The 24,346-nt window shown below is 70.4% G+C and carries 20 protein-coding genes; 14 read left to right on the forward strand and 6 right to left on the reverse strand.

The window, feature by feature from the left end; genetic code table 11:
* Positions 1 to 51 precede the first annotated feature (51 nt).
* Entirely contained in the window at positions 52 to 1,044 is a 993-nt protein-coding gene (locus ACIA8X_RS27195) for an aldo/keto reductase (RefSeq protein WP_393452716.1), read from the reverse strand.
* A gap of 132 nt (positions 1,045 to 1,176) precedes the next feature.
* Between ACIA8X_RS27195 and ACIA8X_RS27200 the strand changes: the two genes are divergently transcribed.
* Positions 1,177 to 2,127 carry an ester cyclase gene (locus ACIA8X_RS27200; RefSeq protein ID WP_399459300.1) on the forward strand — a complete coding sequence of 317 codons (951 nt, stop codon included), beginning with the start codon at positions 1,177 to 1,179 and terminating at the stop codon, positions 2,125 to 2,127.
* A 78-nt stretch (positions 2,128 to 2,205) separates the two neighbouring features.
* On the opposite strand, the gene ACIA8X_RS27205 is transcribed toward ACIA8X_RS27200, so the two are convergent.
* Positions 2,206 to 2,790: a DinB family protein gene (locus tag ACIA8X_RS27205; protein ID WP_393453085.1), complete on the reverse strand. Its 585-nt coding sequence runs from the start codon at positions 2,788 to 2,790 to the stop codon at positions 2,206 to 2,208.
* 233 nt (positions 2,791 to 3,023) lie between these two features.
* On the opposite strand from ACIA8X_RS27205, the gene ACIA8X_RS27210 reads away from it, so the two are divergent.
* Entirely contained in the window at positions 3,024 to 3,782 is a 759-nt protein-coding gene (locus ACIA8X_RS27210) for an aminoglycoside adenylyltransferase family protein (protein WP_393452722.1), read from the forward strand.
* Here the strand turns inward: ACIA8X_RS27210 and ACIA8X_RS27215 are convergent.
* Positions 3,770 to 4,450, reverse strand: a complete 681-nt coding sequence (locus ACIA8X_RS27215) for an SGNH/GDSL hydrolase family protein (protein ID WP_399459302.1) — start codon at positions 4,448 to 4,450, stop codon at positions 3,770 to 3,772. The genes ACIA8X_RS27210 and ACIA8X_RS27215 overlap by 13 nt on opposite strands.
* Positions 4,451 to 4,525: 75 nt before the next feature.
* On the reverse strand, positions 4,526 to 4,915 hold the full coding sequence (locus tag ACIA8X_RS27220; protein ID WP_393452728.1) for a VOC family protein: 390 nt from the start codon (positions 4,913 to 4,915) through the stop codon (positions 4,526 to 4,528).
* A gap of 141 nt (positions 4,916 to 5,056) precedes the next feature.
* On the opposite strand from ACIA8X_RS27220, the gene ACIA8X_RS27225 reads away from it, so the two are divergent.
* Positions 5,057 to 6,034 carry a WD40 repeat domain-containing protein gene (locus tag ACIA8X_RS27225; RefSeq protein WP_393452731.1) on the forward strand — a complete coding sequence of 326 codons (978 nt, stop codon included), beginning with the start codon at positions 5,057 to 5,059 and terminating at the stop codon, positions 6,032 to 6,034.
* Positions 6,035 to 6,090: 56 nt separating this feature from the next.
* On the opposite strand, the gene ACIA8X_RS27230 is transcribed toward ACIA8X_RS27225, so the two are convergent.
* A complete protein-coding gene (locus tag ACIA8X_RS27230) occupies positions 6,091 to 6,918 on the reverse strand; it encodes a TetR/AcrR family transcriptional regulator (RefSeq protein ID WP_399459303.1) in 828 nt (275 codons plus the stop codon).
* A gap of 106 nt (positions 6,919 to 7,024) precedes the next feature.
* Here ACIA8X_RS27230 and ACIA8X_RS27235 point away from each other — a divergent pair, with 106 nt between their 5' ends.
* From ACIA8X_RS27235 to ACIA8X_RS27250, 4 genes are all read left to right on the forward strand, one after another.
* The gene (locus tag ACIA8X_RS27235; RefSeq protein ID WP_399459304.1) at positions 7,025 to 7,996 is read left to right on the forward strand and encodes an ATP-binding cassette domain-containing protein; all 972 of its coding nucleotides are present in this window, start codon (positions 7,025 to 7,027) and stop codon (positions 7,994 to 7,996) included.
* Entirely contained in the window at positions 7,993 to 8,814 is an 822-nt protein-coding gene (locus ACIA8X_RS27240; protein ID WP_399459305.1) for an ABC transporter permease, read from the forward strand. The genes ACIA8X_RS27235 and ACIA8X_RS27240 overlap by 4 nt, the downstream gene beginning before the upstream one ends.
* A gap of 138 nt (positions 8,815 to 8,952) precedes the next feature.
* Positions 8,953 to 10,512 carry a cellulase family glycosylhydrolase gene (locus ACIA8X_RS27245; RefSeq protein ID WP_399459306.1) on the forward strand — a complete coding sequence of 520 codons (1,560 nt, stop codon included), beginning with the start codon at positions 8,953 to 8,955 and terminating at the stop codon, positions 10,510 to 10,512.
* Positions 10,513 to 10,762: 250 nt separating this feature from the next.
* Complete coding sequence (locus ACIA8X_RS27250; protein WP_393452745.1) at positions 10,763 to 11,428, forward strand: hypothetical protein; 666 nt, start codon at positions 10,763 to 10,765, stop codon at positions 11,426 to 11,428.
* A 71-nt stretch (positions 11,429 to 11,499) separates the two neighbouring features.
* Here the strand turns inward: ACIA8X_RS27250 and serC are convergent, their stop codons facing one another.
* Positions 11,500 to 12,618: a phosphoserine transaminase gene (gene serC, locus ACIA8X_RS27255; protein WP_393452747.1), complete on the reverse strand. Its 1,119-nt coding sequence runs from the start codon at positions 12,616 to 12,618 to the stop codon at positions 11,500 to 11,502.
* A 161-nt stretch (positions 12,619 to 12,779) separates the two neighbouring features.
* Here serC and ACIA8X_RS27260 point away from each other — a divergent pair, with 161 nt between their 5' ends.
* The 7 genes from ACIA8X_RS27260 (at position 12,780) to ACIA8X_RS27290 (ending at position 24,310) form a co-directional block, all read left to right on the forward strand.
* Positions 12,780 to 15,731 carry an FAD-binding and (Fe-S)-binding domain-containing protein gene (locus tag ACIA8X_RS27260; protein ID WP_399459307.1) on the forward strand — a complete coding sequence of 984 codons (2,952 nt, stop codon included), beginning with the start codon at positions 12,780 to 12,782 and terminating at the stop codon, positions 15,729 to 15,731.
* 139 nt (positions 15,732 to 15,870) lie between these two features.
* The gene (locus tag ACIA8X_RS27265; protein ID WP_393452753.1) at positions 15,871 to 16,995 is read left to right on the forward strand and encodes a lipid II:glycine glycyltransferase FemX; all 1,125 of its coding nucleotides are present in this window, start codon (positions 15,871 to 15,873) and stop codon (positions 16,993 to 16,995) included.
* Between the two features lie 206 nt (positions 16,996 to 17,201).
* Complete coding sequence (locus tag ACIA8X_RS27270; RefSeq protein WP_399459308.1) at positions 17,202 to 18,152, forward strand: EamA family transporter; 951 nt, start codon at positions 17,202 to 17,204, stop codon at positions 18,150 to 18,152.
* 74 nt (positions 18,153 to 18,226) lie between these two features.
* On the forward strand, positions 18,227 to 19,042 hold the full coding sequence (locus tag ACIA8X_RS27275) for a TIGR03084 family metal-binding protein (protein WP_399459309.1): 816 nt from the start codon (positions 18,227 to 18,229) through the stop codon (positions 19,040 to 19,042).
* 89 nt (positions 19,043 to 19,131) lie between these two features.
* The gene (locus tag ACIA8X_RS27280; RefSeq protein ID WP_399459394.1) at positions 19,132 to 20,862 is read left to right on the forward strand and encodes an acyclic terpene utilization AtuA family protein; all 1,731 of its coding nucleotides are present in this window, start codon (positions 19,132 to 19,134) and stop codon (positions 20,860 to 20,862) included.
* Positions 20,859 to 22,457 (forward strand): acyl-CoA carboxylase subunit beta, encoded by a 1,599-nt coding sequence (locus ACIA8X_RS27285; RefSeq protein WP_399459310.1) that lies wholly within the window; start codon positions 20,859 to 20,861, stop codon positions 22,455 to 22,457. Before ACIA8X_RS27280 ends, ACIA8X_RS27285 begins: the two co-directional genes overlap by 4 nt.
* Positions 22,458 to 22,468: 11 nt before the next feature.
* On the forward strand, positions 22,469 to 24,310 hold the full coding sequence (locus tag ACIA8X_RS27290; RefSeq protein WP_399459311.1) for a biotin carboxylase N-terminal domain-containing protein: 1,842 nt from the start codon (positions 22,469 to 22,471) through the stop codon (positions 24,308 to 24,310).
* Positions 24,311 to 24,346: the final 36 nt, after the last annotated feature.

Genomic DNA, 24,346 nt, shown 5'->3' on the forward strand with positions numbered 1-24,346 from the left:
GGAACGGAGCCCAAGAAGGCGGAGGGAGGCGCTAGAAGGCGGAGGGCGGCGCTACCAGGCGAAGGCCTCCGGAGACGGCCCCGGACCCGGGAAGATCTCGTCCAGCCCGGCCAGCAGCTCCTCGCTCAGCTCCAACTCGACGGCACGCTGCGCGGACTCCAGCTGCTCGGCCGTGCGCGGGCCGACGATCGGGCCGGTCACGCCGGGGCGGGTCAGCAGCCAGGCCAGGGCGGCCTCGCCGGGCTCAAGACCGTGCTTGTCGAGCAGGTCCTCGTACGCCTGGATCTTCGTGCGTACGGCGGGGTCGGCGAGGGAGTCGGCGGCCCGCCCGGAGCCGCGCCGCCCGCCCGCGATCTCCTTCTTGATGACGCCGCCGAGCAGTCCGCCGTGCAGCGGGGACCAGGGGATGACGCCGAGCCCGTACTCCTGCGCGGCCGGGATGACCTCCATCTCGGCGCGGCGCTCGAAGAGGTTGTACAGGCACTGCTCGCTGACGAGGCCGATGGTGCCGCCGCGCCGGGCGGCGATCTCGTTGGCCTGGGCGATCTTGTACCCGGGGAAGTTGGAGGAGCCGACGTAAAGGATCTTCCCCTGCTGGACCAGCACATCGATGGCCTGCCAGATCTCCTCGAAGGGAGTGGCGCGGTCGATGTGGTGGAACTGATAGACGTCGATGTAGTCGGTCTGGAGCCGCTTGAGCGAAGCGTCCACGGCACGCCGGATGTTCACGGCCGACAGCTTGTCGTGGTTGGGCCACGCCGGGCCGTCCCCGCCCATGTGGCCGTACACCTTGGTGGCGAGGACGACCTTGTCGCGCCGCTCGCCGCCCTTGGCGAACCAGTTGCCGATGATGCTTTCGGTACGGCCCTTGTTCTCGCCCCAGCCGTACACGTTGGCGGTGTCGAAGAAGTTGATGCCCGCGTCCAGCGCCGCGTCCATGATCGCGTGACTGTCCGCTTCGTCCGTCTGCGGACCGAAGTTCATGGTGCCGAGGACGAGCCGGCTGACCTTGAGTCCCGTGCGTCCGAGCTGCGTGTACTTCATGGCTTGAACGCTAGCTGCGTGGAGTGCGCTCTAGGCAAGAGATCTTGACACTAACCAGAAGTTAGTGCTCTCCTGTGGGCAGTGTAAGCTTGAACTTTCAATATCCTCTGGAAAAGTTGGAAAGAGAGCATCGTGACCCCCACCACGCCTGCCCGTAGGGCACTTGTCGCCGTCCTGGCCTCCGCGGCCCTGCTGGGCGCCGCAGCGGTCCCCGCCGTGGCGATACCGGCTGCTTCTGCTTCTGCTTCTGCTTCTGCCTCGGCCGACTACGCCGGTTACGGCGATCAGGCCCGCCTCGGCTACCAGAAGGCCGTCGCCGTGCGCGTCCTCAAGGGTGTCTTCGAGCAGGGCGACACCGAGGTCGTCGACCGCTACGTCCGCCCGGACTACATCCAGCACAACCCGCTCGCGCCGGACGGTGCCGAGACGTTGAAGAACCTGGGGGTCGCGGTCCATCAGCAGTTCCCGGACTTCGCGTACGGCATCAAGCGGGTCATCTCCGAGGGCGACCTCGTGCTGGTGCACTCCAACCTCGTCGCGACGCCGGGGACGCGAGGGCAGGCCGTCGTCGACATCTTCCGGTTCCAGGGCGGGAAGATCGCCGAGCACTGGGACGTGGGACAGGAGGTGCCGGCGACTTCGGCCAACGGCAACGACATGTTCTCGACGGAGAGTTGGCCGCGGACGGAGCGGCCGGGGCCGGGGTGGTTGACCGCGTACAACAAGAAGCTGGTGGTCGAGGCCTTCGATCAGCTCCTCGTGCGGAAGGATCTGTCCGCCGTCGATCGGTTCTGGGGTACCGAGTACCACCAGCACAACCCGAACATCGCGGATGGTGTGGCGGGTGTGAAGTCAGGGCTGGGTGCGTACTTCAAGGCGTTCCCGCAGCTGAAGGTCACGCCTAAGCGGGTGATCGCCGAGGGTGATCTGGTGGCGGTTCACAGTCACTACGTGAACGCGCCGGGGGAGCGGGGGCAGGCGATCGTGGATCTGTTCCGGGTGCGAGGCGGGAAGATCGTGGAGCACTGGGATGTGATCCAGGACGTGCCGGCTACTTCCGCGAATGACAACGGGATGTTCTAGCCCGGGAGTTGAGGAACTCCGACCAGGTCGTGGGGACACTCGTGGACCAGGAACTGTGCCGGACCTGTGAGACAACCTCTAAGTCTTGATTGGCGCGGCCGACCTGGCGGCCTGCTCGATCTTCGCGCAGTAGGCCGCACGGGCTTCCTCGTCGATCTGCTTCTCGTTTTCGGCGCGCACCCCGGTCCGGCCGTCGAGGCCCTCGCGCAGGATATCGGCGTGCCCGGCATGCCGGATGGACTCGCCCAGGACATGGACGATGATGGCGAACAGGTTCGTGTTGGGATGAGGCTCCGGCCACCACGGCACGTGGCCGGGGGCGTCGAGGGGAAGCTCGTTGATCGTCGCGTCCGAGTGTTCCCACGTGCGCCGGTAGAACCCGATGATCTGATCGCGGGTCTCGTCCTCGGTCGCCCACAGATCGCTTCCGTCGGAGTCCTGCCACCGGGGCAGCGGTTCCGGCGAAGGGCGGTCGAAGACCTCGCCGAAGTACCTGGCCTCGACGGTGGCCACGTGTTTGACCAGGCCGAGGAGGTTGGTCCCGGTCGGTGTCAAAGGTCGGCGGGCGTCGTATTCGGACAAGCCGTCGAGTTTCCAGAGCAGCGCCTCGCGGTCCCGCCGCAGTCTCCCGTGCAGGTTGTCCTTCGCGAATTCATCGATCATGCGGCATGAGCCTGCCATGGGCTGCTCGTGGTCTCAAGATCCCGTATGTGGTCCGCAACGACTGGCAGAGCCGAGGCCTGGGCGTTCCGTCGAGATACCAGCGGCTTTCCGTTTCGACCACCCGCCAAGCCGTGCACGCGCCGGGGCTGTTGATTACGACGAAGGTGGAATCCGCGGACTTCTCAACAGTTCCTCGGGAATTCTTTGCGGCCATTCACCGAGAGGAAACTCGCATGCCCGCCCCAGACGCCCAGCGCCTTCTCCCCCTCCTCCACCACACCCTCGGCGACAGCATCCTCGGCATCTACCTCCACGGCTCAGCCACCCTCGGCGGCCTCCGCCCCCACAGCGACATCGACGTCCTGGTCGTCGTACGCGAACCCACGACCCGGGCCCAACGCCACGCACTGGTGCAGGAGTTGATGAAGGTGTCCGGCGGCGCCTCCCGCCCCGTCGAGCTCATCGTCGTCGTGCAGGGCGACGTACGCCCCTGGCGCTACCCGCCCACCTGCGACTTCCTCTACGGCGAATGGCTGCGCGCCGACTACGAGCGCGGCGTCCCCCCCGCCCCGGAGCCCAGCCCCGACCTCGCCCCGCTCCTCACCATGGTGCTGCTCGCGAACGCCCCGCTCCACGGTCCCCCGCCCGCCGAACTCCTCGACCCCGTCCCACCCGCGGACCTCAGGCGCGCGATCGTCACCGGCGTACCCGAGCTCCTCACCGAGCTGGACTCCGACACCCGTAACGTCCTGCTCACCCTCGCCCGGATCTGGACCACCCTCGAAACCGGCGCCATCCGCTCCAAGGACGCCGCCGCCGACTGGGCCCTTGCCCGGCTCCCCGCCGAGCACCGCCCCGTGCTCGCGCACGCCCGCGCCATCTACCTCGGCGAGCGGGACGAGCACTGGGGCGAAGACCTGTTCACGCGCGTCCGCCCCTGCGCCGACCGCCTCATCCGCCTCATCCGGGCCATCGAGAGTCAGACCCCGTAGGGCTCGCCCACATCCCACGCCTGGTGCATCGCCTCCGCGAACGCCTCCGCGATCTTGTGCTCCCCGCTCGCGTTCGGGTGCGTGCCGTCGTAGGTGTCGAGGTTGATGTCGTACGAGAGGGGAGGCGAGGCCAGCAGCAGGGGTGAGCGTGGCTCGTCCAGGTCGGCCACCGTCTTCGCCAGCAGTTCGTTGAAGCGGGTCACCTGCTCGGCGAAGGGCTCGTCCGTCTCCGCCCGCACATTCGGGATCACCGGCAGGACCACGATCCGCACCCGCGGGTTCGCCGCCCGCGCCTCGGCCACGAAGGCGCGGGCGTTCTCCGCGGTCTGCTCCGCGTTCGTATAGAACCCCAGGTCGATCAGGCCCAGCGACACCAGCAGCACGTTCGCCCGGCACGACCGCACCGCCTCACCGATCAGCGGCGCCATGTGCAGCCAGCCCTCGCCCCAGCCGGCGAGGTGGGCGCGAGGGAAGGCCGGGTCGGGGTCGGCGTACTCGTACGACGTGGGCGCGTCCATCGCCTTGTCGTACAGCGTCTCGCGCGGGCCGACGAGGGCGAAGGGGCCGCCGTACGTCTCACGCAGGTGCTGCCACATGCGGTAGCGCCACGTGTGTTCGCCGGCGCTGCCGATGGTCATGGAGTCGCCGACGGGCATGAACCTGAGCATCCGCTCATGATGGACGATCGTTACCGGACGGTAGGGGCAGGCGGCGTGTGAAGCCCGACACGCCGCCTGCGCGGTCTACGAGGTCCAGCCGCCGTACGGCACGGTGATGAGTTCCATGAAGTGGCCCGCCGGGTCCATGAAGTAGACCCCGCGGCCGCCGTCGTTGTGGTTGATCGTGCCGGGGTGTTGCCGCCGCGGATCGGCGTAGTGCTCGATACCGCGCTCCCTGATCTGCGCGTACGCCACTTCGAACTCCTCGTCGGAGATCAGGAAGGCGTAGTGCTGGGGCGCGATCTCGTCCGCTGGGATGGTGGCGAAGTCCAGCGTGACGCCGTTGCTCAGGCCGACGGCGATGAAGGGGCCCCACTCCGCGGTGATCTCAAGACCCAGCAGGCCCGCGAAGAACTCCGCGGACTCCCGGTTGTCCCGGGCATGGATGATCGTGTGGTTCAACTCGACTGACAAGGAATGCCTCCGAGGGCATCTCCCGACACCTCCATGCCTCACCCAGTCGATGACCGGCACGCGATGTCCCTCAGATCCTACAGATCCCAGTGAGGCGGCTCAGCCCTCGTGAACCCGGCTGGGGATGGCAGGCTTGGGGGCATGCGCCGACTGCTCGCGTTTCCCGCCGGGGTCCTTCTCGTGGGGGCGCTCACCCTGCCCGCCACCGCCGCCGCCGGGAACGAGGACTTCACGATCAAGGACTCCCGCATCACGGAGTCCAGCGGCCTCGCCGCCTCCCGTCAGCACCCGGGCATCTACTGGACGCACAACGACCAGGACGAGGGCGCCTACCTCTACGCCGTCGACAGCAGCACCGGCGAGACCGTCGCCACGATCACCATGACCGGCGTCGGCACCCCGCGCGACGTGGAGGCGATCGCCATGGGGCCGGGGAACGAGCTCTACGTCGGCGACATCGGCGACAACGACGGTGTGGAGTGGCCCTATGTGTGGATCTACCGGCTGCCCGAGCCCAAGACGCTCAAGGACCAGACCATCCGTGCCACGCAGTACGTGGTGAAGTACGAGGACGGGCCGCGCGACGCCGAGTCGCTCGTCGTGCACCCCAAGACCGGGCGCGTCTACATCATCGACAAGCAGGAGGACGGCGGGCACCTCTACGAGTCACCGGCCAAGCTCTCCGCCTCCGGCACGAACGTCTTCAAGCCCATCACCCCGGTCGGCCTGTGGGCCACCGACGCCACCTTCTCCCCGGACGGCCGCACCCTCGCCGTACGCGGCTACTTCGGCGGTATCGCCTACGACTGGAACGGCGGCAAGCTCAAGCGGCTGGAGCGCATCAGCGTGCCTCTGGGGCAGGGGGAGTCCGTCAGCTACTCGCCCGACGGCACCAAGCTCATGCTCGGGAGTGAGGGGGTGGGGAGCGCTGTGGTGGCGCAGGACCCGCCCGAGGGCGCCGGGTCCTCGGACTCCTCCTCCGGGGGCGGTGGTTCGGCGTCCGGCGAGGACGGCGACGGCAACGGCGGCACGAGCGGTGACATCAAGGTCGGCGCCGTCGCGGTGGTCGTCGCGTGTGTGCTGCTGTTCGGGGTGCGGAGGCTGTTCCGCAGGGGGTGAGTGGCTGCCGCGTCGGGGAGTGACTACTGGGCTGTCACCGCGCCGGAGGGCGTGGGCTACTGCTGCGCCGTAGCCGACGGACTCCCCTCCGCCCGCCCCGCGACGAAGACCTCAAGACCGTCCAGGATCCGCTGCAGCCCGAACTCGAAGTGGTCGAAGTCGGTGCCCCAGGTGTTCTCGTCGAGGGAGGCCATGAGGGGGAAGCGGCCGGACGTCAGGACCTTCTCCAGCATCGGGGTCTGCGCCTGCCAGAACTCCGCGTCCGTCAGGCCGGTCCGGCGCTCCGCCTCCTGCGCGTACAGCTGGGTGCGCGCGGCCCCGACGACGTACCCGTCGACCATGATGATCGCCGAGATCAGCTCGGGGTCGGACAGGCCCATCGGCTTGATGCGGGCGAGCACCTTCTCCATGCCGTCCAGGGCGCTCGGGCCGAGGATCGGGCGGGACTGGTTGACCTGGAGCAGCCAGGGGTGGCGGCGGTAGAGGTCGAGGGTCGCGCGGCCCAGGGCCTGAAGGGCTGAGCGCCAGGTGCCGTCGCCCAGGTCGGCCGGGTTCTCGGAGGGCCGCTGGACGCGGTCCAGCATCAGGTCGAGCAGTTCCGCCTTGCCGGGGACGTAGCGGTACAGCGACATCGTGCCGGTGCCCAGCTCGGCGGCGACCCGGCGCATCGACACCGACTCCAGGCCCTCGGTGTCCGCGACCCGGACGGCCGCTTCCACGATCTGGTCCAGGGTGAGGGCCGGCTTGGGCCCGCGGCTCGGCCGTCGCCCTGTCTCCCACAGCAACTCCAGGGTGCGGACGATGTCGCCGCTCCCGCTGGTCTCCGTACCGCCGGTGCCGCCCTTGCCGCCCTTGCCGCTCGTGCCGCTCGTGCCGCTCGTCATGGGGCCGAGTCTAGATCCTGCGGGAAAAACTGGGTACGGTGTACGCGCAATCGGGTACGGTGTACTCAATTAAGGACTGGATGACCGAGAAGGGGGACCTGGACCCATGGGTGACGGATACGCGGTACAGGCAGAGGGCCTGGAGAAGCGCTACGGCGAGAAGCGCGCCCTCGACGGCTTCGACCTGACCGTCCGTGAGGGGACGGTGCACGGGCTGCTCGGGCCGAACGGCGCCGGCAAGACCACCGCCGTACGCATCCTGTCCACGCTGCTCAGGCTGGACGGCGGCCGGGCGACCGTGGCCGGTCTCGACGTGGCCAGGCAGCCGCGCGAGGTCCGTGCGCGCATCGGCCTCACCGGGCAGTACGCGGCCGTGGACGAGGTGCTCACCGGCCGGCAGAACCTGGAGATGTTCGGCCGGCTCTTCCACCTGGGCGGAAAGCGGGCCAAGCTGCGTGCCACCGAGCTGCTGGAGCAGTTCGACCTGACCGACGCCGCCGACAAGGGCGTCGCCAAGTACAGCGGCGGCATGCGGCGCCGTCTCGACCTCGCCGCGTCGATGATCCTCGCCCCGGCCGTCCTCTTCCTCGACGAGCCGACGACCGGGCTCGACCCCCGCAGCCGGGGCGAAGTCTGGGAGTCGGTACGGGCGTTGGTGGCCGGCGGGACGACGGTGCTGCTGACGACCCAGTACCTGGAGGAGGCCGACAAGCTCGCCTCGCGCATCACCGTCATCGACCAGGGGCGGGGCATCGCCGACGACACCCCGGACGGGCTGAAGAACCTCGTCGGCGGCGACCGTATCGAGGTCGTCGTCGCCGAGCGGTCCGACATCCCGCGCGTGGTGAAGGTCGTGGCCCGCGTCGCGGACGGTGAACCCGAGGCGGAGGAGAGCGAGTTGCGGGTGCACGCGCCCGTGGTCGACCGGGTCTCCGCGCTGACGGAGGTCGCGCGCACGCTCCAGGACGAGGGCGTACCGGTCGAGGACATCGGGCTGCGCAGGCCGAGCCTCGACGACGTGTTCCTGCGCCTGACCGGACACCGCACGGAGACGACCGACAAGGAGGCCGCCGCATGAGTGCCGTCGACCTGACCACACCGAGTGCCCGCGGCCGCATGTACTGGACGCTCGCCGACGTCTGGAACATCGTCCGCCGCGGCCTCACCCACTACCAGCGCCAACCGGTCAACATCGCCTGGCAGTTGGGCTTCCCGATCCTCTCCGTCCTCCTCTACGGCTATGTCTTCGGCAGCGCCATGAAGGTCCCCGGCGGCGGGGACTACAAGGACTTCCTGATGCCGGGCATGTTCGTGATGACGATGGCGTTCGGCTTCATCAACACCGCGACGCTCGTCGTCTACGACTCGACGAAGGGGGTCATCGACCGTTTCCGCTCCATGCCGATGGCCTCGTCCGCGGTGGTCGCCGGGCGCGGGATCACCGATCTGCTCGCCGCCTGCGCCGAGTTGGGGATCATGATGCTGACGGCCGTCGCGATGGGCTGGCGCCCGGACGGCGGCTTCGGCTTCCTCGGCGCCTTCGGGCTGCTGCTGTGGCTGCGGTTCGCGCTGATCTGGATCGGGGTGTGGCTGGGCCTGATGGTCCCCAACCCGGAGGCGGCGGGCGGACTGTTCGCCGTGGCCTTCCCCCTCACGATGATCTCCAGCATCTTCGTCGCGCCGCAGCTGATGCCGGACTGGCTGGGCTGGGTGGCGGCCTGGAACCCGATCTCCTCCACCGCCGCGGCCAGCCGCGAGCTGTTCGGTACGCCGGACGGGGGCGGGGACTCCTGGGTCGAGCAGCACGCGTTGCTGATGGCGGGGGTGTGGCCGGTGATCCTGACCGCGATCTTCTTGCCGCTCGCGGTGCGGAGGTTCCAGAAGCTGAGCCGGTAGCCGGTGTCCCTTGCCGGGCCCTGAATGCCGCGCATCTCCTTGACGTGCCCATGGTGCGTCAGTTTCCTGGGAGGTGCGCGGTACATGGGAGCGCTCCCATAGATTCCGGGGCCGCGCCTTCCGAGAGGAACAAGGGACATGTTCCGCAGCTTGCGCAAAGCGCTGTGTGCGGTGGCCGCCGCGCTCCTGTTACCGCTGGCCGGAGTCGGCGCGCAGCCGGCCGGGGCGGCCGAGGCGGCTTCGGCGGCTTCGGCGGCTTCGGCGGCTTCGGCGGAGGCGGCCGAGGCCGGTGCCGGGTACTGGCACACCAGCGGCCGGCAGATCCTGGACGCGGCCGGGCAACCGGTCCGGATCGCCGGGATCAACTGGTTCGGCTTCGAGACCGGCAACCACGTCGTCCACGGCCTGTGGGCCCGCGACTACAAGAGCATGCTCGACCAGATGGGATCGCTGGGCTACAACACACTCCGCCTGCCCTTCAGCGACGACATCCTCAAGGCCGGCACCATGCCGGACAGCATCAACTTCGCGGACGGCAAGAACGCCGATCTGCAGGGGCTGACGTCCTTGCAGGTCATGGACAAGATCGTGGCGTACGGCGGTCAGACCGGCCTCAAGATCGTCCTCGACCGGCACCGCCCGGACGCGGCCGGCCAGTCGGCGCTCTGGTACACCTCGTCGGTCCCCGAATCGACGTGGATCGCCAACCTCAAGGCACTGGCGCAGCGTTACAAGGGCGACAGCACGGTCATCGGCATCGACCTGCACAACGAGCCCCACGACCCCGCCTGCTGGGGCTGCGGCGACACGACACGCGACTGGCGGCTCGCCGCGCAACGCGCCGGGAACGCCGTCCTGTCCGTCAACCCGGACCTGCTGATCATGGTCGAGGGCGTCCAGTCGCACAACGGCGTCAACGGCTGGTGGGGCGGCAACCTCATGGGCGTCGCGCAGTACCCGGTCCAACTCGACGTCCCCAACCGGCTCGTGTACTCGGCCCACGACTACGCGACGAGCGTGGCCCAGCAGCCCTGGTTCAGCGACCCGTCCTTCCCGGACAACATGCCGGGCGTGTGGGACAAGTACTGGGGCTACATCTTCAAGCAGAACATCGCCCCCGTCTGGCTAGGCGAGTTCGGTACGACGCTCCAGTCGACGGTGGACCAGAAGTGGCTGACCGCGCTGGCGACGTACCTGCGATCGACGTCGACGTACGGCGCGGACTCCTTCCACTGGACGTTCTGGTCGTGGAACCCCAACTCCGGTGACACGGGCGGGATTCTGAAGGATGACTGGTCGACTGTGGATGCCGTGAAGGACGGGTATCTGGCGGGTATCAAGGCGCCGGGATTTCCGGCCGGCGGGGGCGGTGACCCCGAAGAGCCGGGCGGCGGCACGACCGCATGCTCCGCCGCCTACACCGTCACCGCCGACTGGAGCGGCGGCTTCAACGCCGAGGTGAAGGTGACCAACGCGGGCACCACACCGCTCAACTCCTGGAAAACCACCTGGACATGGAGCGGCTCCCAACAGATCACGTCCATGTGGAACGCGACGTACACCCAGAGCGCCGCGACCGTGACGGCATCCAACGCCGCACACAACGGAGCGGTTCAGGCGGGCAGTTCCGTGACCTTCGGATTAGGGGGCACGCCCGGGGGTGGTGGGGTGCCGACGGTGACCTGCTCGGCGACATGAGGGAAGGCGCCCGGTGCCCTCACCGGGCGCTCTCAAATGGCATAGGTCACTGGCATGTTCACTCGTACGGCTGAGCTCTCCCCGAACGTCCGCGCATGTCGCATTCGCACGATTACGTTGCGTCGCATGGTCAGTTCACCGCATGAGGCGATGCACCGGATCTTCCGGGCGGATCCGGGGCTGTTCGCCCGGCTTGTGCTGCGGGCGGGTATTCGCTTTCCACAACAGCTGGACGTACTACTTGGCCCACATGTACGCCAAGTACCGGCTGCCGCCGTTCCTAGTGGTCGTATGCAAGGACAAGGCGACCGCGGAGTGGGCGGCGGAACCGATCCGTGTCGGCCGCGGCTTCCACACCAGCATCGTCGTTTACCCGCTGGTCCTGGGGCCCGGAATCCTGCCCGTGATCACCGAGGCGGACGATGCGGCCCACGACCTCGGTGTCGCCGCCTTCTCCGCGCTCGCATACGCCAAGGATCCGGGTCTGACTGCGATACTGGACGCGCTGGCGTCAGGGATGGCAGACAAAGCCAAGGAGTCCATGGGCAATGCCGAGACTGACGAGGGCGAAGACGTGGACCGGGTGGACTGGGCGGAAATCGTCGAGATCGGGCTGGGCGAGGGTCCGGGCCGTGACTATTGGAGGCATCTGATGGCCACTTACACGCCGAACTTTCCCGGCAGCAACACGATCGTCGAAGAGTCGTGGCTCGAAGGCCGCGCCAAGGGCCAAGTAGAGGGCAAAGCCGAGGCTAAAGCCGAGGACATCCTGCACATTCTCGTCGTGCGGGGCATCGAGGTCTCCGACTCCGTCCGGGAGCGGGTCACCGCCTGCACCGACCTCGACGTGCTCAGGGTCTGGCTCGATCGCTCCCTGAGCGTGGCGGACGCCGAGGGGTTGTTCGCCGAGGACTAGGACGTACGGATGCGCGAAGGGCGCCCCGCGGTGGTCCGCCGGGCGCCCTTCGTGTGTCGTAGCAGAAGCGGCTACAGCTTCTCGATCACATAGTCGATGCACTTCGTCAGCGCCTCGATGTCCGCCGGGTCGATCGCCGGGAACATCGCGACGCGGAGCTGGTTGCGGCCGAGCTTGCGGTAGGGCTCGGTGTCGACGATGCCGTTGGCGCGCAGGACCTTGGCGACGGCGGCGGCGTCGACCTCGTCCGTGAAGTCGATCGTGCCGATGACCGCCGAGCGCTTGGCCGGGTCCGTGACGAACGGGTTGGCGTACTTGATGTCCTCGGCCCAGCCGTACAGCGTGCGGGCGGACGTGGCCGTGCGGCGGACCGCCCAGTCCAGGCCGCCCTGGCCGTTGATCCACTCCAGCTGCTGGTTCAGGAGGAAGAGGGTGGAGAGGGCGGGGGTGTTGTACGTCTGGTTCTTGCGGGAGTTGTCGATCGCCGTGGGCAGCGAGAAGAACTCCGGGATGTGGCGGCCGGACGCGTGGACGCGCTCGGCGCGCTCGATCGCGGCCGGCGAGAAGACGCCGATCCACAGGCCGCCGTCGGAGGCGAAGGACTTCTGCGGGGCGAAGTAGTAGACGTCCGTCTCGGACACGTCCACCGGGAGGCCGCCGGCGCCCGAGGTGGCGTCGACCAGGACCAGCGCGCCCTCGTCGGCACCGGCCACGCGCTTGATCGGCATGGCGACACCGGTCGAGGTCTCGTTGTGCGTGTAGGCGTAGGCGTCGACCCCCGTCACCGCGACCGGCTCCGGGTGCGTGCCCGGGTCGGAGGTGATGACGTCCGGCTCGGCGAGCCACGGGGCGAGCTTCGCGGCCTTGGCGAACTTCGAGCTGAACTCACCGAAGGTCAGGTGCTGCGACTTGTTCTCGATCAGGCCGTGCGTCGCGATGTCCCAGAAGGCGGTGGAGCCGCCGTTGCCGAGGATCACCTCGTAGCCGTCGGGGAGCTGGAACAGCTCGCTGATGCCCTCGCGCACCTGGCCGACCAGGTTCTTGACCGGGGCCTGGCGGTGGGAGGTACCGAGCAGGGAGGTTCCGGTGGCGGCCAGCGCGTCCAGCGCTTCCGTCCGCACCTTGGAGGGGCCCGCGCCGAAACGTCCGTCGGCGGGCTTGATGTCAGCGGGAATCTGGATCTCAGCCACGGAGGGAGCGTAGCTGTTTCGGGAAACCTCGGTGAAACCTCGTCCGTCGGGTGAGACGGGGTTGTCGTGGCCGTGAGCTGGGGGCTGCCGCCCCCAGACCCCCGCTTCGGCCCTGAACGGGCCTTGTCCTCAAACGCCGGACGGGCTGATGTAGTGGACGTATGTCGGAACTTGAGGTGGAGCTGCGCAGGGTCGTCCGGGGCGAGGTCGGGTTCGATGTCACCTCCCGGGCGTTGACCACGATGGACGCGTCCAACTACCGGCGCGTCCCGTTGGGTGTGGTCGCACCACATGACGCCGACGACGTCGCAGCCGTGCTGGAGGTGTGCCGGGACCACATGGTGCCGGTCGTGGCACGCGGCGGAGGCACCTCCATCGCAGGGCAGGCCACCGGCACCGGCATCGTGCTGGACTTCACCCGCCACATGAACCGGATCGTGTCCCTTGACCCGGAGACCCGCACCGCCGTGGTCCAACCCGGCCTCGTCCTCGACCGCCTCCAGGACGCCGCCGCCCCGCACGGGCTCCGCTTCGGCCCCGACCCCTCCACCCACAGCCGCTGCACCCTCGGCGGGATGATCGGCAACAACTCGTGCGGCTCGCACTCGGTGGCGTGGGGGACGACCGCGGACAGCGTGCGGGAGCTGGACGTGATCACCGCGCGCGGGCAGCGGCTGCGGCTGGGGAAGGAGTGGGCCGGGGCGCCGCGAGGGCTGCGGGACCTGGTGGAAGGGGAAGCGGCTCGCCTCCGTACCGGCTATCCCGAACTGCCCCGCTGTATCTCCGGGTACGCCCTCGACGCGCTGCTCCCCGAGAAGGGCGCCGACGTCGCCCGCTCGTTCTGCGGAAGCGAGGGCACCCTCGGCATCCTCACCGAGGCGGCCGTACGGCTCGTGGAGGCGCCACGCGCGCGTGCGCTCGCCGTGCTGGCCTACGCCGACGAGGGCGCGGCCGCGGAGGCGGCGGCCGGGCTGCTGCCGTACGGGCCGCTGACCGTGGAGGGCATGGCGGCCGACCTCGTGCCCGCGACCGCCGCGCTTCCCCGGGGCGGTGCCTGGCTGTTCGTCGAGACGGGTGGGGAGTCCGAGAGGGAGGCACGCGCGCGTGCGGAGACGATCGTGCGGGCCGCCGATGTCGTCGACGCGCTGGTCGTGACGGACGCGGCCGGGCAGCGGGCCCTGTGGCGCATCCGGGAGGACGCGAGCGGTACGGCGACCCGGATGCCGGACGGCAGCGAGGCGTGGCCCGGCTGGGAGGACTGCGCGGTGCCGCCCAAGCGCCTCGGCGCGTATCTGCGGGACTTCCGCGCGCTGCTGACCGCGCACGGGCTGCGCGGGACGCCGTACGGGCACTTCGGGGACGGCTGCATCCACGTCCGTATCGACTTCGACCTGCTGACGGAGGCGGGGATCAGCCGCTTCCGGCGTTTCTCGGAGGAGCTCGCCGAGGTCGTCGTGGCGCACGGGGGCTCGCTGTCCGGGGAGCACGGGGACGGGCAGGCGCGGGCCGAGCTGCTGCCGAAGATGTACGGCGAGGAGATGGTCCGGCTCTTCGAGCGGGCCAAGGGGGTGTGGGACCCGGACGACCTGCTCAACCCGGGAATGCTGGTGCGCCCCGCACCCCTCGACGCCAACCTCCGCTTCTCCGTCCTGCCCCGCGAGCCGGTGGACGTGGCCTTCGGATACCCGGCCGACGGCGGGGACTTCTCGGCGGCCGTACGGCGCTGCGTCGGGGTCGCCAAGTGCCGTACGACATCGGCGACCGGCTCCGCCGTCATGTGCCCGTCCTTCCGGGCCACCGGCGAGGAGGAGCACTCCACGCGCGGGCGTGCCCGCCTGCTGCACGAGATGCTCGCCGGGGAACTGGTGACCGACGGGTGGCGCTCGACCGAGGTGCGGGACGCGCTGGACCTGTGCCTGTCCTGCAAGGGGTGCCGGTCCGACTGCCCCGTCGAGGTCGACATGGCCACGTACAAGGCGGAGTTCCTGCACCACCACTACGAGGGTCGCCGCCGCCCGGCCGCGCACTACAGCATGGGCCGGCTGCCGCAATGGCTGCGCGTGGTGGCACGCACGCGTACCGCTTCGATCGTCAACGCCCTGGCCGCCGTACGGCCGTTGGCGTGGGCGGCGAAACGGGTGGGCGGCATCGCGCCGGAGCGGGAGATTCCGCGGCTGGCGACGCGGACGTTCAGCCGGTGGTGGGAGGGGCGGGAGAAGCCTCCCGTCGGCTCGGACGGTGACCTGGTCATCCTGTGGCCGGACACCTTCACCGAGCACCTCTCGCCGTCCGTGGGGAAGTCGGCCGTACGGGTGCTGGAGGCGGCGGGACTGCGGGTGGCGCTGCCGCCGACGGTGCGGCTGAGGACGGCGTCGGCGGGTAACGGTGAGCCCGTGGGCGGTGCCGAGCGGGTGGGCGGCCGTACGACGGTCGCCATGGACCCGGTGTCCCTCCTACGGGGCCGCAGTCGCGTCTGCTGCGGGTTGACGTACGTCTCGACCGGGCAGCTCGACCACGCCCGCGCGGTGCTGCGGCGCACCCTCGACCTGATGGAGCCGGTGCTGGAGACGGCCGCCCCGGTCGTCGTCCTGGAGCCGAGCTGTGCGGCGGCCCTCCGCTCGGACCTGCCGGAACTGCTGCACGACGATCCGCGGGCCAGGCGCCTCGCCGACCGCGTCCTCACCTTCGCCGAGGCCCTGGAGCGGCTCGCCCCCGACTGGACGCCGCCCCGCGTGGACCGGGCGGCGGTCGGGCAGACCCACTGCCACCAGCACGCGGTACTGGGGGACGCGGCCGACCGCCGGCTGCGCGAGGCCGCGGGGCTCACCGGGGAACTCAGCGGCGGCTGCTGCGGCCTGGCGGGCAACTTCGGCTTCGAGAAGGGGCACTTCGAGGTGTCGGCGGCGTGCGCGGAGGAGCAGTTGCTGCCGAGGGTGCGGGAGGCGATGGCTGCGGAGGGGAAGGGCGCGGAGGGAGAGGCCGGGGAGACGCAGGGCGCCGTGGTCTTGGCGGACGGGTATTCCTGCCGGACGCAGTTGGACCAGCTGGCGGGGGTGCGCGGGCGGCATCTCGCGGAGGTGCTGGCGGAGCGGTTGCCCGAGGTGGACGAGTGAGGAGCGGGTTGCCCGGCGTGGACGAGTGAGCGGCGGTTGTGGGCCGATCGTGCGCGGGTGGGCCGGGGAACCGTGGAGCGGTCGGGGGTCGTGCATAGGCTCGAAGATCACCGCGGCCACCGACCGTCAGGAGCCCCGCATGCCCCTCCGCGTCCAGCCCATCACCCGCGACGAACACCTCGCCTTCGTGGCCTCCCGTCCCGCCGCCAGCCATATGCAGGTCCCGTCCTGGGGTGAGGTGAAGCCCGACTGGCGGGCGGAGAGTCTCGGGTGGTCCGACGAGGCGGGGCGGCTGGTGGGCGCCGGGCTGGTGCTGTACCGGCCGCTTCCGAAGGTGAAGAAGTACCTCGCCTACCTTCCCGAGGGCCCGCTCGTCGACTGGTACGCCCCCGACCTCGGCGAACGCTGGCTCGAACCGATGCTCGCCCACCTCAAACGGCAGGGCGCCTTCTCGGTCAAGATGGGCCCGCCCGTCGTCGTACGCCGCTGGAGCGCCGAGGCGGTGAAGGCGGCCATCGCCGACCCGGCCGCCCGGCGGCTGCGGGACGCGGAGCCGACGTCGTGCGAACCGGGTGCCCTGGACATCGCCGAGCGGCTGCGGCGGGCCGGCTGGCGGCAGACCGAGCCGGGGGGCGAGGACGGCTTCGCCGCGGGGCAGCCACGGTACGTCTTCCAAGTGCCGTTCGCCGGACGGCCGTTGGACGACCTCCACCGCGGCCTCAACCAGCAGTGGCGGCGCAACATCAAGAAGGCCGAGAAGGCGGGCGTGCAGGTCGTGCGGGGCGGCTACGAGGACCTGCCCGCCTTCTACGACCTCTACGCCGAGACCGCCGAGCGCGACCGCTTCATCCCGCGCCCCCTGCCCTACTTCCAGCGCATGTGGACGGCGCTCACCACCGAGCACCCCGACCGCATGCGCCTCTACCTCGCCCGGCACGACGGCGACACCCTCGCCGCCGCCACCATGATCACCGTCGGCGACCACGTCTGGTACTCCTACGGCGCCTCCACCAGCCGCAAGCGCGAGGTCCAGCCCAACAACGCCATGCAGTGGCGCATGATGACCGACGCCCACGAACTCGGCGCCTCCGTCTACGACTTCCGCGGCATCACCGACACCCTGGAGGACTCCAACCACCTGCTGGGCCTGCTGCGGTTCAAGGTGGGCGCAGGCGGCGAGGCCGTCGAGTACCTGGGGGAGTGGGACTTCCCGCTCAACCGGCTGCTGCACAAGGCGCTGGATCTGTACATGGCACGGCGGTAACGGGCGACAGCGGGCGGTAGCGCGCCGCAAAGCGGGGGCCGGGCCGGGTCGGCCGTGGCGGGCGCCGGGCTGGGCCTCGGCGGGCCCTTCTCGTCCACAATTCGGGACAGTGGCATAACCGGTTCACACACCTGACGGGGTCCACTACCCTGGACTCGGCAGTACAGCACGATGCACACCCGCCGAGCCGAGCCCCTGGACCGCCCGTGAGTACCCCCGACGCCGCCGCCACGCCCGCACCGACCCGCACCCGTGCGGCGGCCATGCCCGAGCCGACGTCCGGTGCCCCGCGCCGGTGGGGCTCGCTCGGCCCCGTGGGCCTGGTGCTCGCCGGCGGGGTCTCGGTGCAGTTCGGCGGTGCCCTGGCGGTGAGCCTGATGCCGCGGGCCGGAGCGCTCGGTGTGGTGGCGCTGCGGCTGCTGGTGGCGGCGGTCGTCCTGCTGCTGATCTGCCGGCCGCGGCTGCGCGGTCACTCCCGTACCGACTGGGGCACGGTGATCGTCTTCGGTATCACGATGGCCGCGATGAACGGCCTCTTCTACCAGTCGGTCGCCCGCATCCCGCTGGGCCCCGCCGTCACCCTGGAAGTGCTCGGCCCACTCGCGCTCTCCGTCCTGACCTCGCGTCGTCTGGTCAACGTCGTCTGGGCCGGTCTCGCCCTCGCCGGTGTCTTCCTCCTCGGCGGCGGAGGCTTCGGGAGTCTCGACCCCATAGGTGTCGCATTTGCCCTGGCGGCCGGCGCCATGTGGGCGGCCTACATAGTTTTCAGCGCCCGCACCGGCCGACGCTTCCCGCAGGCCGACGGGCTGGCGCTCGCGATGGCCGTGGGCGCCGTACTGTTCCTGCCTCTGGGGATCGCCGAATCGGGCACGAAGCTCCTCGACCCGGTGACCCTCGGACTCGGCGCCGCCGTGGCCATCCTCTCCTCGGTCCTCCCCTACACCCTCGAACTCCTCGCCCTGCGCCGCATGCCCGCGCCGACCTTCGCGATCCTGATGAGCCTGGAGCCGGCTGTCGCCGGGGTCGCCGGCTTCCTCGTCCTCGACCAGGCCCTGTCCACCGCCCAGGCCGTCGCCATCGCCCTCGTCATCGCGGCGAGCATGGGTGCGGTGCGGACGCAGGTGGGGCGCAAGGGTCGGGCCGCCCGCTCCGACTGACCTTCGGTAGTGGGTGCAGCTGAATTAATGCAAGCATGCTTGCTTGTTTCTGGCCTCGCTGCCATGCTCCCCCCATGGCCGACCCGACGCCCGTCTTCGACGACCTGCGTGCCGAAAGCGACGAACTCGATCTGCTCGTCGCCGAGTTGAGCCCCGAGCGGTGGGCACTCCCGACGCCCGCCCCCGGCTGGAGCGTCGCCCACCAGATCGCCCACCTCGCCTGGACGGACCGCTCGGCGCTGCTGGCGGTGACCGACGTGGACGCGTTCCACACGCTGGTGGAGAAGGCGTTGGTGTCGCCGGGGTCGTTCGTCGACGAGGGGGCGGAGGAGGGGGCCGGGCTGCCGCCCGCCGAGCTGCTGGCGCGGTGGCGGGAAGGGCGGGCCGCCCTCGACACGGCGCTGCGTGAGGCGCCCCATGGTGTGCGGTTCCCCTGGTACGGCCCACCCATGTCCGCCGCCTCCATGGCCACGGCCCGACTCATGGAGACCTGGGCCCACGGTCTGGACATCGCCGACGCGCTGGATGTGGTGCGCACACCCAGCGACCGGCTGAAGCATGTGGTGTGGATCGGGGTGCGCACCCGGGACTTCGCCTTCGGCGTCCACGGACTCCCCGCACCTCTCGACGACTTCCGCATCGAACTCGTCGCGCCGTCCGGCGAGTTGTGGGCCTACGGTCCCGAGGGCGCCCCACAGCGGGTGACCGGCCCGGCGCTCGACTTCTGCAAGCTCGTCACCCAGCGCGCCCACCGCTCCGACCTCGCCCTGCGCGCCGAGGGCCCGGACGCCGACCGCTGGTTCGAGATCGCCCAGGTCTTCGCAGGCCCGCCCGGCGAGGGCCGTGCGCCGACAGGCGAGGGCCGTGCGCCGAAGGGAGCCTCGCGGTGACGCCCGCGCAGGCGGTGACGCCCACAGAGGGCTCCCGCCCGCTGCGGATCGGCAACGCCTCCGGCTTCTACGGCGACCGCTTCGACGCCATGCGCGAGATGCTCACCGGCGGCGAACTGGACGTCCTCACCGGCGACTACCTCGCCGAGCTGACCATGCTGATCCTCGGCCGCGACCGGCTGAAGGACCCTGGCGCCGGATACGCCCGCACCTTCCTGCGCCAGCTGGAGGAGTGCCTCGGGCTCGCGCACGAGCGGGGTGTCCGGATCATCGCCAACGCGGGCGGCCTCAACCCGGCCGGACTGGCGGACGCCGTACGGCAGTTGGCCGACCGTCTCGGCGTCCCTGTCCGTGTCGCCCACGTCGAGGGCGACGACCTCACCGCCGCGCACCCCGGCAGCCTCGCCGCGCACGCCTACCTCGGCGGCTTCGGTATCGCGGCCTGTCTGCGCGAGGGCGCCGACATCGTGGTCACCGGGCGGGTGACGGACGCGGCCCTGGTCACCGGGCCCGCCGCGGCCCACTTCGGATGGGGGCCCGGCGACCACGACCGGCTCGCGGGCGCCGTCGTCGCCGGACATGTGCTGGAATGCGGGGCCCAGGCGACCGGCGGCAACTACGCCTTCTTCCATGAGTTCCGGGAGTTCCAGGAGTTCCAGAGGCGCGGGGCGGGCGCGCGGGGTGGCGGCGACCTCCGCCGCCCCGGCTTCCCGCTCGCCGAGCTGCACGAGGACGGCACCTGCGTCATCACCAAGCACCCCGGCACCGGCGGCTTCGTCGACGTCGGCACGGTGACGGCCCAGCTGCTGTACGAGACGGCGGGCGCCCGGTACGCGGGACCGGACGTCACCGCCCGCCTGGACACCGTACGGCTCACCCAGGACGGCCCCGATCGCGTCCGCGTCGAGGGCGTACGGGGAGAGGCGCCGCCTCCGACCCTCAAGGTCGGCGTCAACCGCCTCGGCGGCTTCCGAAACGAGGTCGCCTTCGTGCTCACCGGCCTCGACATCGAGGCCAAGGGCGACCTGGTGCGCGAGCAGATGACGGACGCGCTCGCCAAGTCACCGCCCGCCGACGTGCGGTGGGAACTCGTGCGCACCGACCGGCCCGACGCCCCGACCGAGGAGACGGCGAGCGCGCTGCTGCGGCTCGTCGTGCGCGACCGGGATCAGGAGACCGTCGGGCGGGCCCTGAGCGGGGCCGCGGTGGAGCTGGCGCTCGCCAGTTACCCCGGCTTCCATGTGCTGGCGCCACCTGGGAAGGGCTCGCCCTATGGGGTCTTCGAGGATGTGTACGTCCCCCATGGTGCCGTCGACCATGTGGCCGTCCTCCATGACGGACGCCGGGTCTCTGTGCCGTCGGCCCATGGCACCGGCGCACACAACATCGGCGCCCACGACACCGCCGCCCACAACACCGGCGTATGCGACACAGCCGTACTCGATGAAGTGCCCGAGCCGCCCCTGCCCCAGCCGCTGCCGCCCGGCCCCACCAAACGCGCCCCCCTCGGCCACATCGCGGGCGCCCGCAGCGGCGACAAGGGCGGCAACGCCAACGTCGGTGTCTGGGTGCGGACCGACGAGGCCTGGCGTTGGCTCGCGCACGAGCTCACGGTCGACCGGTTCCGGCAGCTGATCCCCGAAAGCCGTCAGCTGAGGGTCACCCGGCACCCGCTCCCCAACCTCCGCGCCCTCAACTTCGTCGTCGAGGGAATCCTCGGCGAGGGCGTCGCCGCCCAGCACCGTTTCGACCCGCAGGCCAAGGCCCTCGGCGAATGGCTGCGCAGCCGCCACCTCGACATCCCGGAGACTCTCCTGTGACCGTCCTCGCCTCTTCCCTGGACCCGAAGAGCCCTGAACACGCGGCCAACCGCGAGGCCATGCTCGCCAAACTCGCCGAACTGGACACCGAGCACGCCAAGGCCCTCGCGGGCGGCGGGGAGAAGTACGTCCAGCGGCACCGAAAGCGCGGCAAGCTGCTCGCCCGCGAGCGCATCGAGCTGCTCCTCGACCCCGACACCCCGTTCCTGGAGCTGTCCCCGCTGGCGGCCTGGGGCAGCGACTACACGGTCGGCGCGTCCCTCGTCACCGGCATCGGGGTCGTCGAGGGCGTGGAGTGCCTGATCACCGCCAACGACCCGACCGTGCGCGGCGGAGCGAGCAATCCCTGGTCGCTGAAGAAGGCCCTGCGGGCGAACGACATCGCACTCGCCAACCGGCTGCCCGTCATCAACCTCGTCGAGTCGGGCGGCGCCGACCTGCCCTCCCAGAAGGAGATCTTCATCCCCGGAGGCGCCATCTTCCGGGATCTGACGCGGTTGTCGGCGGCCGGGATCCCGACCGTCGCGGTCGTCTTCGGGAACTCGACGGCCGGCGGCGCGTACGTCCCCGGCATGTCCGACCACGTGATCATGGTCAAGGAGCGCGCCAAGGTGTTCCTCGGCGGCCCGCCCCTGGTGAAGATGGCGACCGGCGAGGAGAGCGACGACGAGTCGCTGGGCGGTGCGGAGATGCACGCGCGCGTGTCGGGCCTCGCGGACTACTTCGCCGTCGACGAACCGGACGCGCTGCGGCAGGCACGGCGCGTGGTCGCCCGCCTCAACCACCGCAAGGCGTACGGCGATCCGGGCCCGGCCGACCCCCCCAAGTACGACGCCGACGAACTCCTCGGAGTCGTCCCGGGCGACCTCAAGACCCCCTTCGACCCGCGCGAGGTCATCGTCCGGATCGTCGACGGCTCCGACTTCGACGAGTTCAAGCCGATGTACGGGACGAGCCTGACCACCGGCTGGGCGGCCCTGCACGGCTATCCCCTGGGCGTCCTGGCCAACGCCCAGGGTGTGTTGTTCAGCGAGGAGTCGCAGAAGGCGGCCCAGTTCATCCAGTTGGCCAACCAGCGGGACATCCCCCTCCTCTTCCTCCACAACACCACCGGCTACATGGTCGGCAAGGAGTACGAGCAGGGCGGCATCATCAAGCACGGAGCGATGATGATCAACGCGGTGAGCAACAGCCGCGTGCCCCATCTCTCCGTCCTGATGGGCGCGTCGTACGGCGCCGGCCACTACGGCATGTGCGGCCGCGCCTACGACCCCCGCTTCCTGTTCGCCTGGCCCAGCGCCAAGTCGGCCGTCATGGGCCCCCAGCAGCTCGCCGGGGTGCTCTCGATCGTCGCCCGGCAGTCCGCGGCCGCGAAGGGACAGCCGTACGACGAGGAGGCGGACGCCGCGCTGCGCGCCATGGTGGAGCAGCAGATCGAGTCGGAGTCGCTGCCCATGTTCCTGTCCGGGCGGCTGTACGACGACGGCGTCATAGATCCGCGCGACACCCGCACCGTCCTCGGTATGTGCCTGTCCGCCATCCACACGGCGCCCTACGAGGGCGCGCGCGGTGGCTTCGGCGTCTTCCGGATGTGAGGGGCCTTCCAGTGATCACTTCTGTCCTCGTCGCCAACCGGGGCGAGATCGCGTGCCGTGTCTTCCGCACCTGCGGTGAGTTGGGAATCCGGACGGTCGCCGTCTACTCGGACGCCGACGCGAACGCCCTCCACACGCGCGTGGCCGACGCGGCGGTACGGCTGCCGGGAGCGGCGCCCTCCGCCACGTATCTGGACGGCGACCTGATCGTGAAGGCGGCCGTGGCGGCGGGCGCGGACGCCGTGCACCCCGGCTACGGCTTCCTCTCCGAGAACGCCGACTTCGCGCGCGCCGTCCTCGACGCCGGGCTCGTCTGGATCGGCCCGCCCCCGGAGGCGATCGAGGCGATGGCGTCCAAGACGCGGGCGAAGGAGCTGATGGGGCTGGCGCCCCTGGGCGAGGTCACCGAGGCCGACCTCCCGGTGCTGGTGAAGGCGGCGGCAGGCGGCGGGGGGCGCGGGATGCGGATCGTGCGCCACCTGGAGGAGTTGTCAGCCGCCCTGGAGAGCGCACGCGCCGAGGCCGCCAGTGCCTTCGGTGACGGTGAGGTGTTCGTCGAGCCGTACGTCGAGAACGGCCGCCACGTCGAGGTGCAGATCCTCGCCGACACCCACGGCACGGTCTGGGCCCTCGGCACCCGGGACTGCTCCCTGCAGCGCCGCCACCAGAAGGTGATCGAGGAGTCCCCGGCGCCCGGCCTCACCGAGCGCCTCACGGACGAGCTGCACACGCTGGCCGTACGCGCCGCCCGCGCCGTCGACTACGTCGGCGCCGGCACCGTCGAATTCCTGGTGGCCGACGACAAAGCGCACTTCCTGGAGATGAACACCCGCCTCCAGGTCGAACACCCCGTGACGGAAGCCGTCTTCGACATCGACCTGGTAGCGGAACAGATCCGCATAGCCGAAGGCCACGCCCTCGCCGACGAACCGCCACACGCGCGTGGCCACGCCGTCGAGGCCCGCCTGTACGCCGAGGACCCGGCCGCCGACTGGGCCCCGCAGACCGGCACACTGCACCGTTTCGCCGTACCCGAGGGCGTCCGGCTGGACACCGGCTTCACCGACGGCGACGAGATCGGCGTCCACTACGACCCCATGCTCGCCAAACTCGTCGCCCACGCCCCCACGCGCGCGGGCGCGATCCGCAAGCTCGCGGGCGCCCTGGAACGCGCGGCACTCCACGGCCCCACCACCAACCGCGACCTCCTCGTCCGCTCCCTGCGCCACGAGGAGTTCACGTCCGCCCGCATGGACACAGGCTTCTACGACCGCCACCTCACCGACCTCACCGACCCGGCGCCCGACCCGTACGCCCCCTTGGCCGCCGCCCTCGCCGACGCCCACGGCCGCTCCCGCTTCGCCGGCTGGCGCAACGTGCCCTCCCAGCCGCAGACCAAGCGCTACGCGAGGGCAGGAGAGGAGATCGAGGTCCGCTACCACCACACGCGCGCTGGCCTGGAGGCCGACGGGGTGCGGATCGTCCACGCCGATGCCGCCCTGGTCGTACTCGAAGTGGACGGCGTACGAAGGAACTTCGAGGTCGCGAGATACGGCGACGAGATCCACGTGAACACCACCCACCTCACCGCCCTGCCCCGCTTCCCGGACCCCACGGCCCAGCACGCCCCGGGCTCCCTGCTCGCACCGATGCCGGGCACGGTCGTACGCGTCGCGGAAGGACTGGCCGCAGGAGCACCTGTGCGGGCCGGAGAGCCCCTGCTGTGGCTGGAGGCGATGAAGATGCAGCACAAGATCGCGGCACCGGTCACAGGAACACTGACGGCTTTGCATGCAGTACCTGGCCTACAGGTGACGGTCGGCGCATTGCTGGCGGTAGTGCAGGAGACCTAAGGGGCGCGGGGAACTGCGCGAGCAACCACACACAAC

The organism is Streptomyces sp. NPDC051738, assembly GCF_044453205.1.
Classification (GTDB): Bacteria; Actinomycetota; Actinomycetes; order Streptomycetales; family Streptomycetaceae; genus Streptomyces.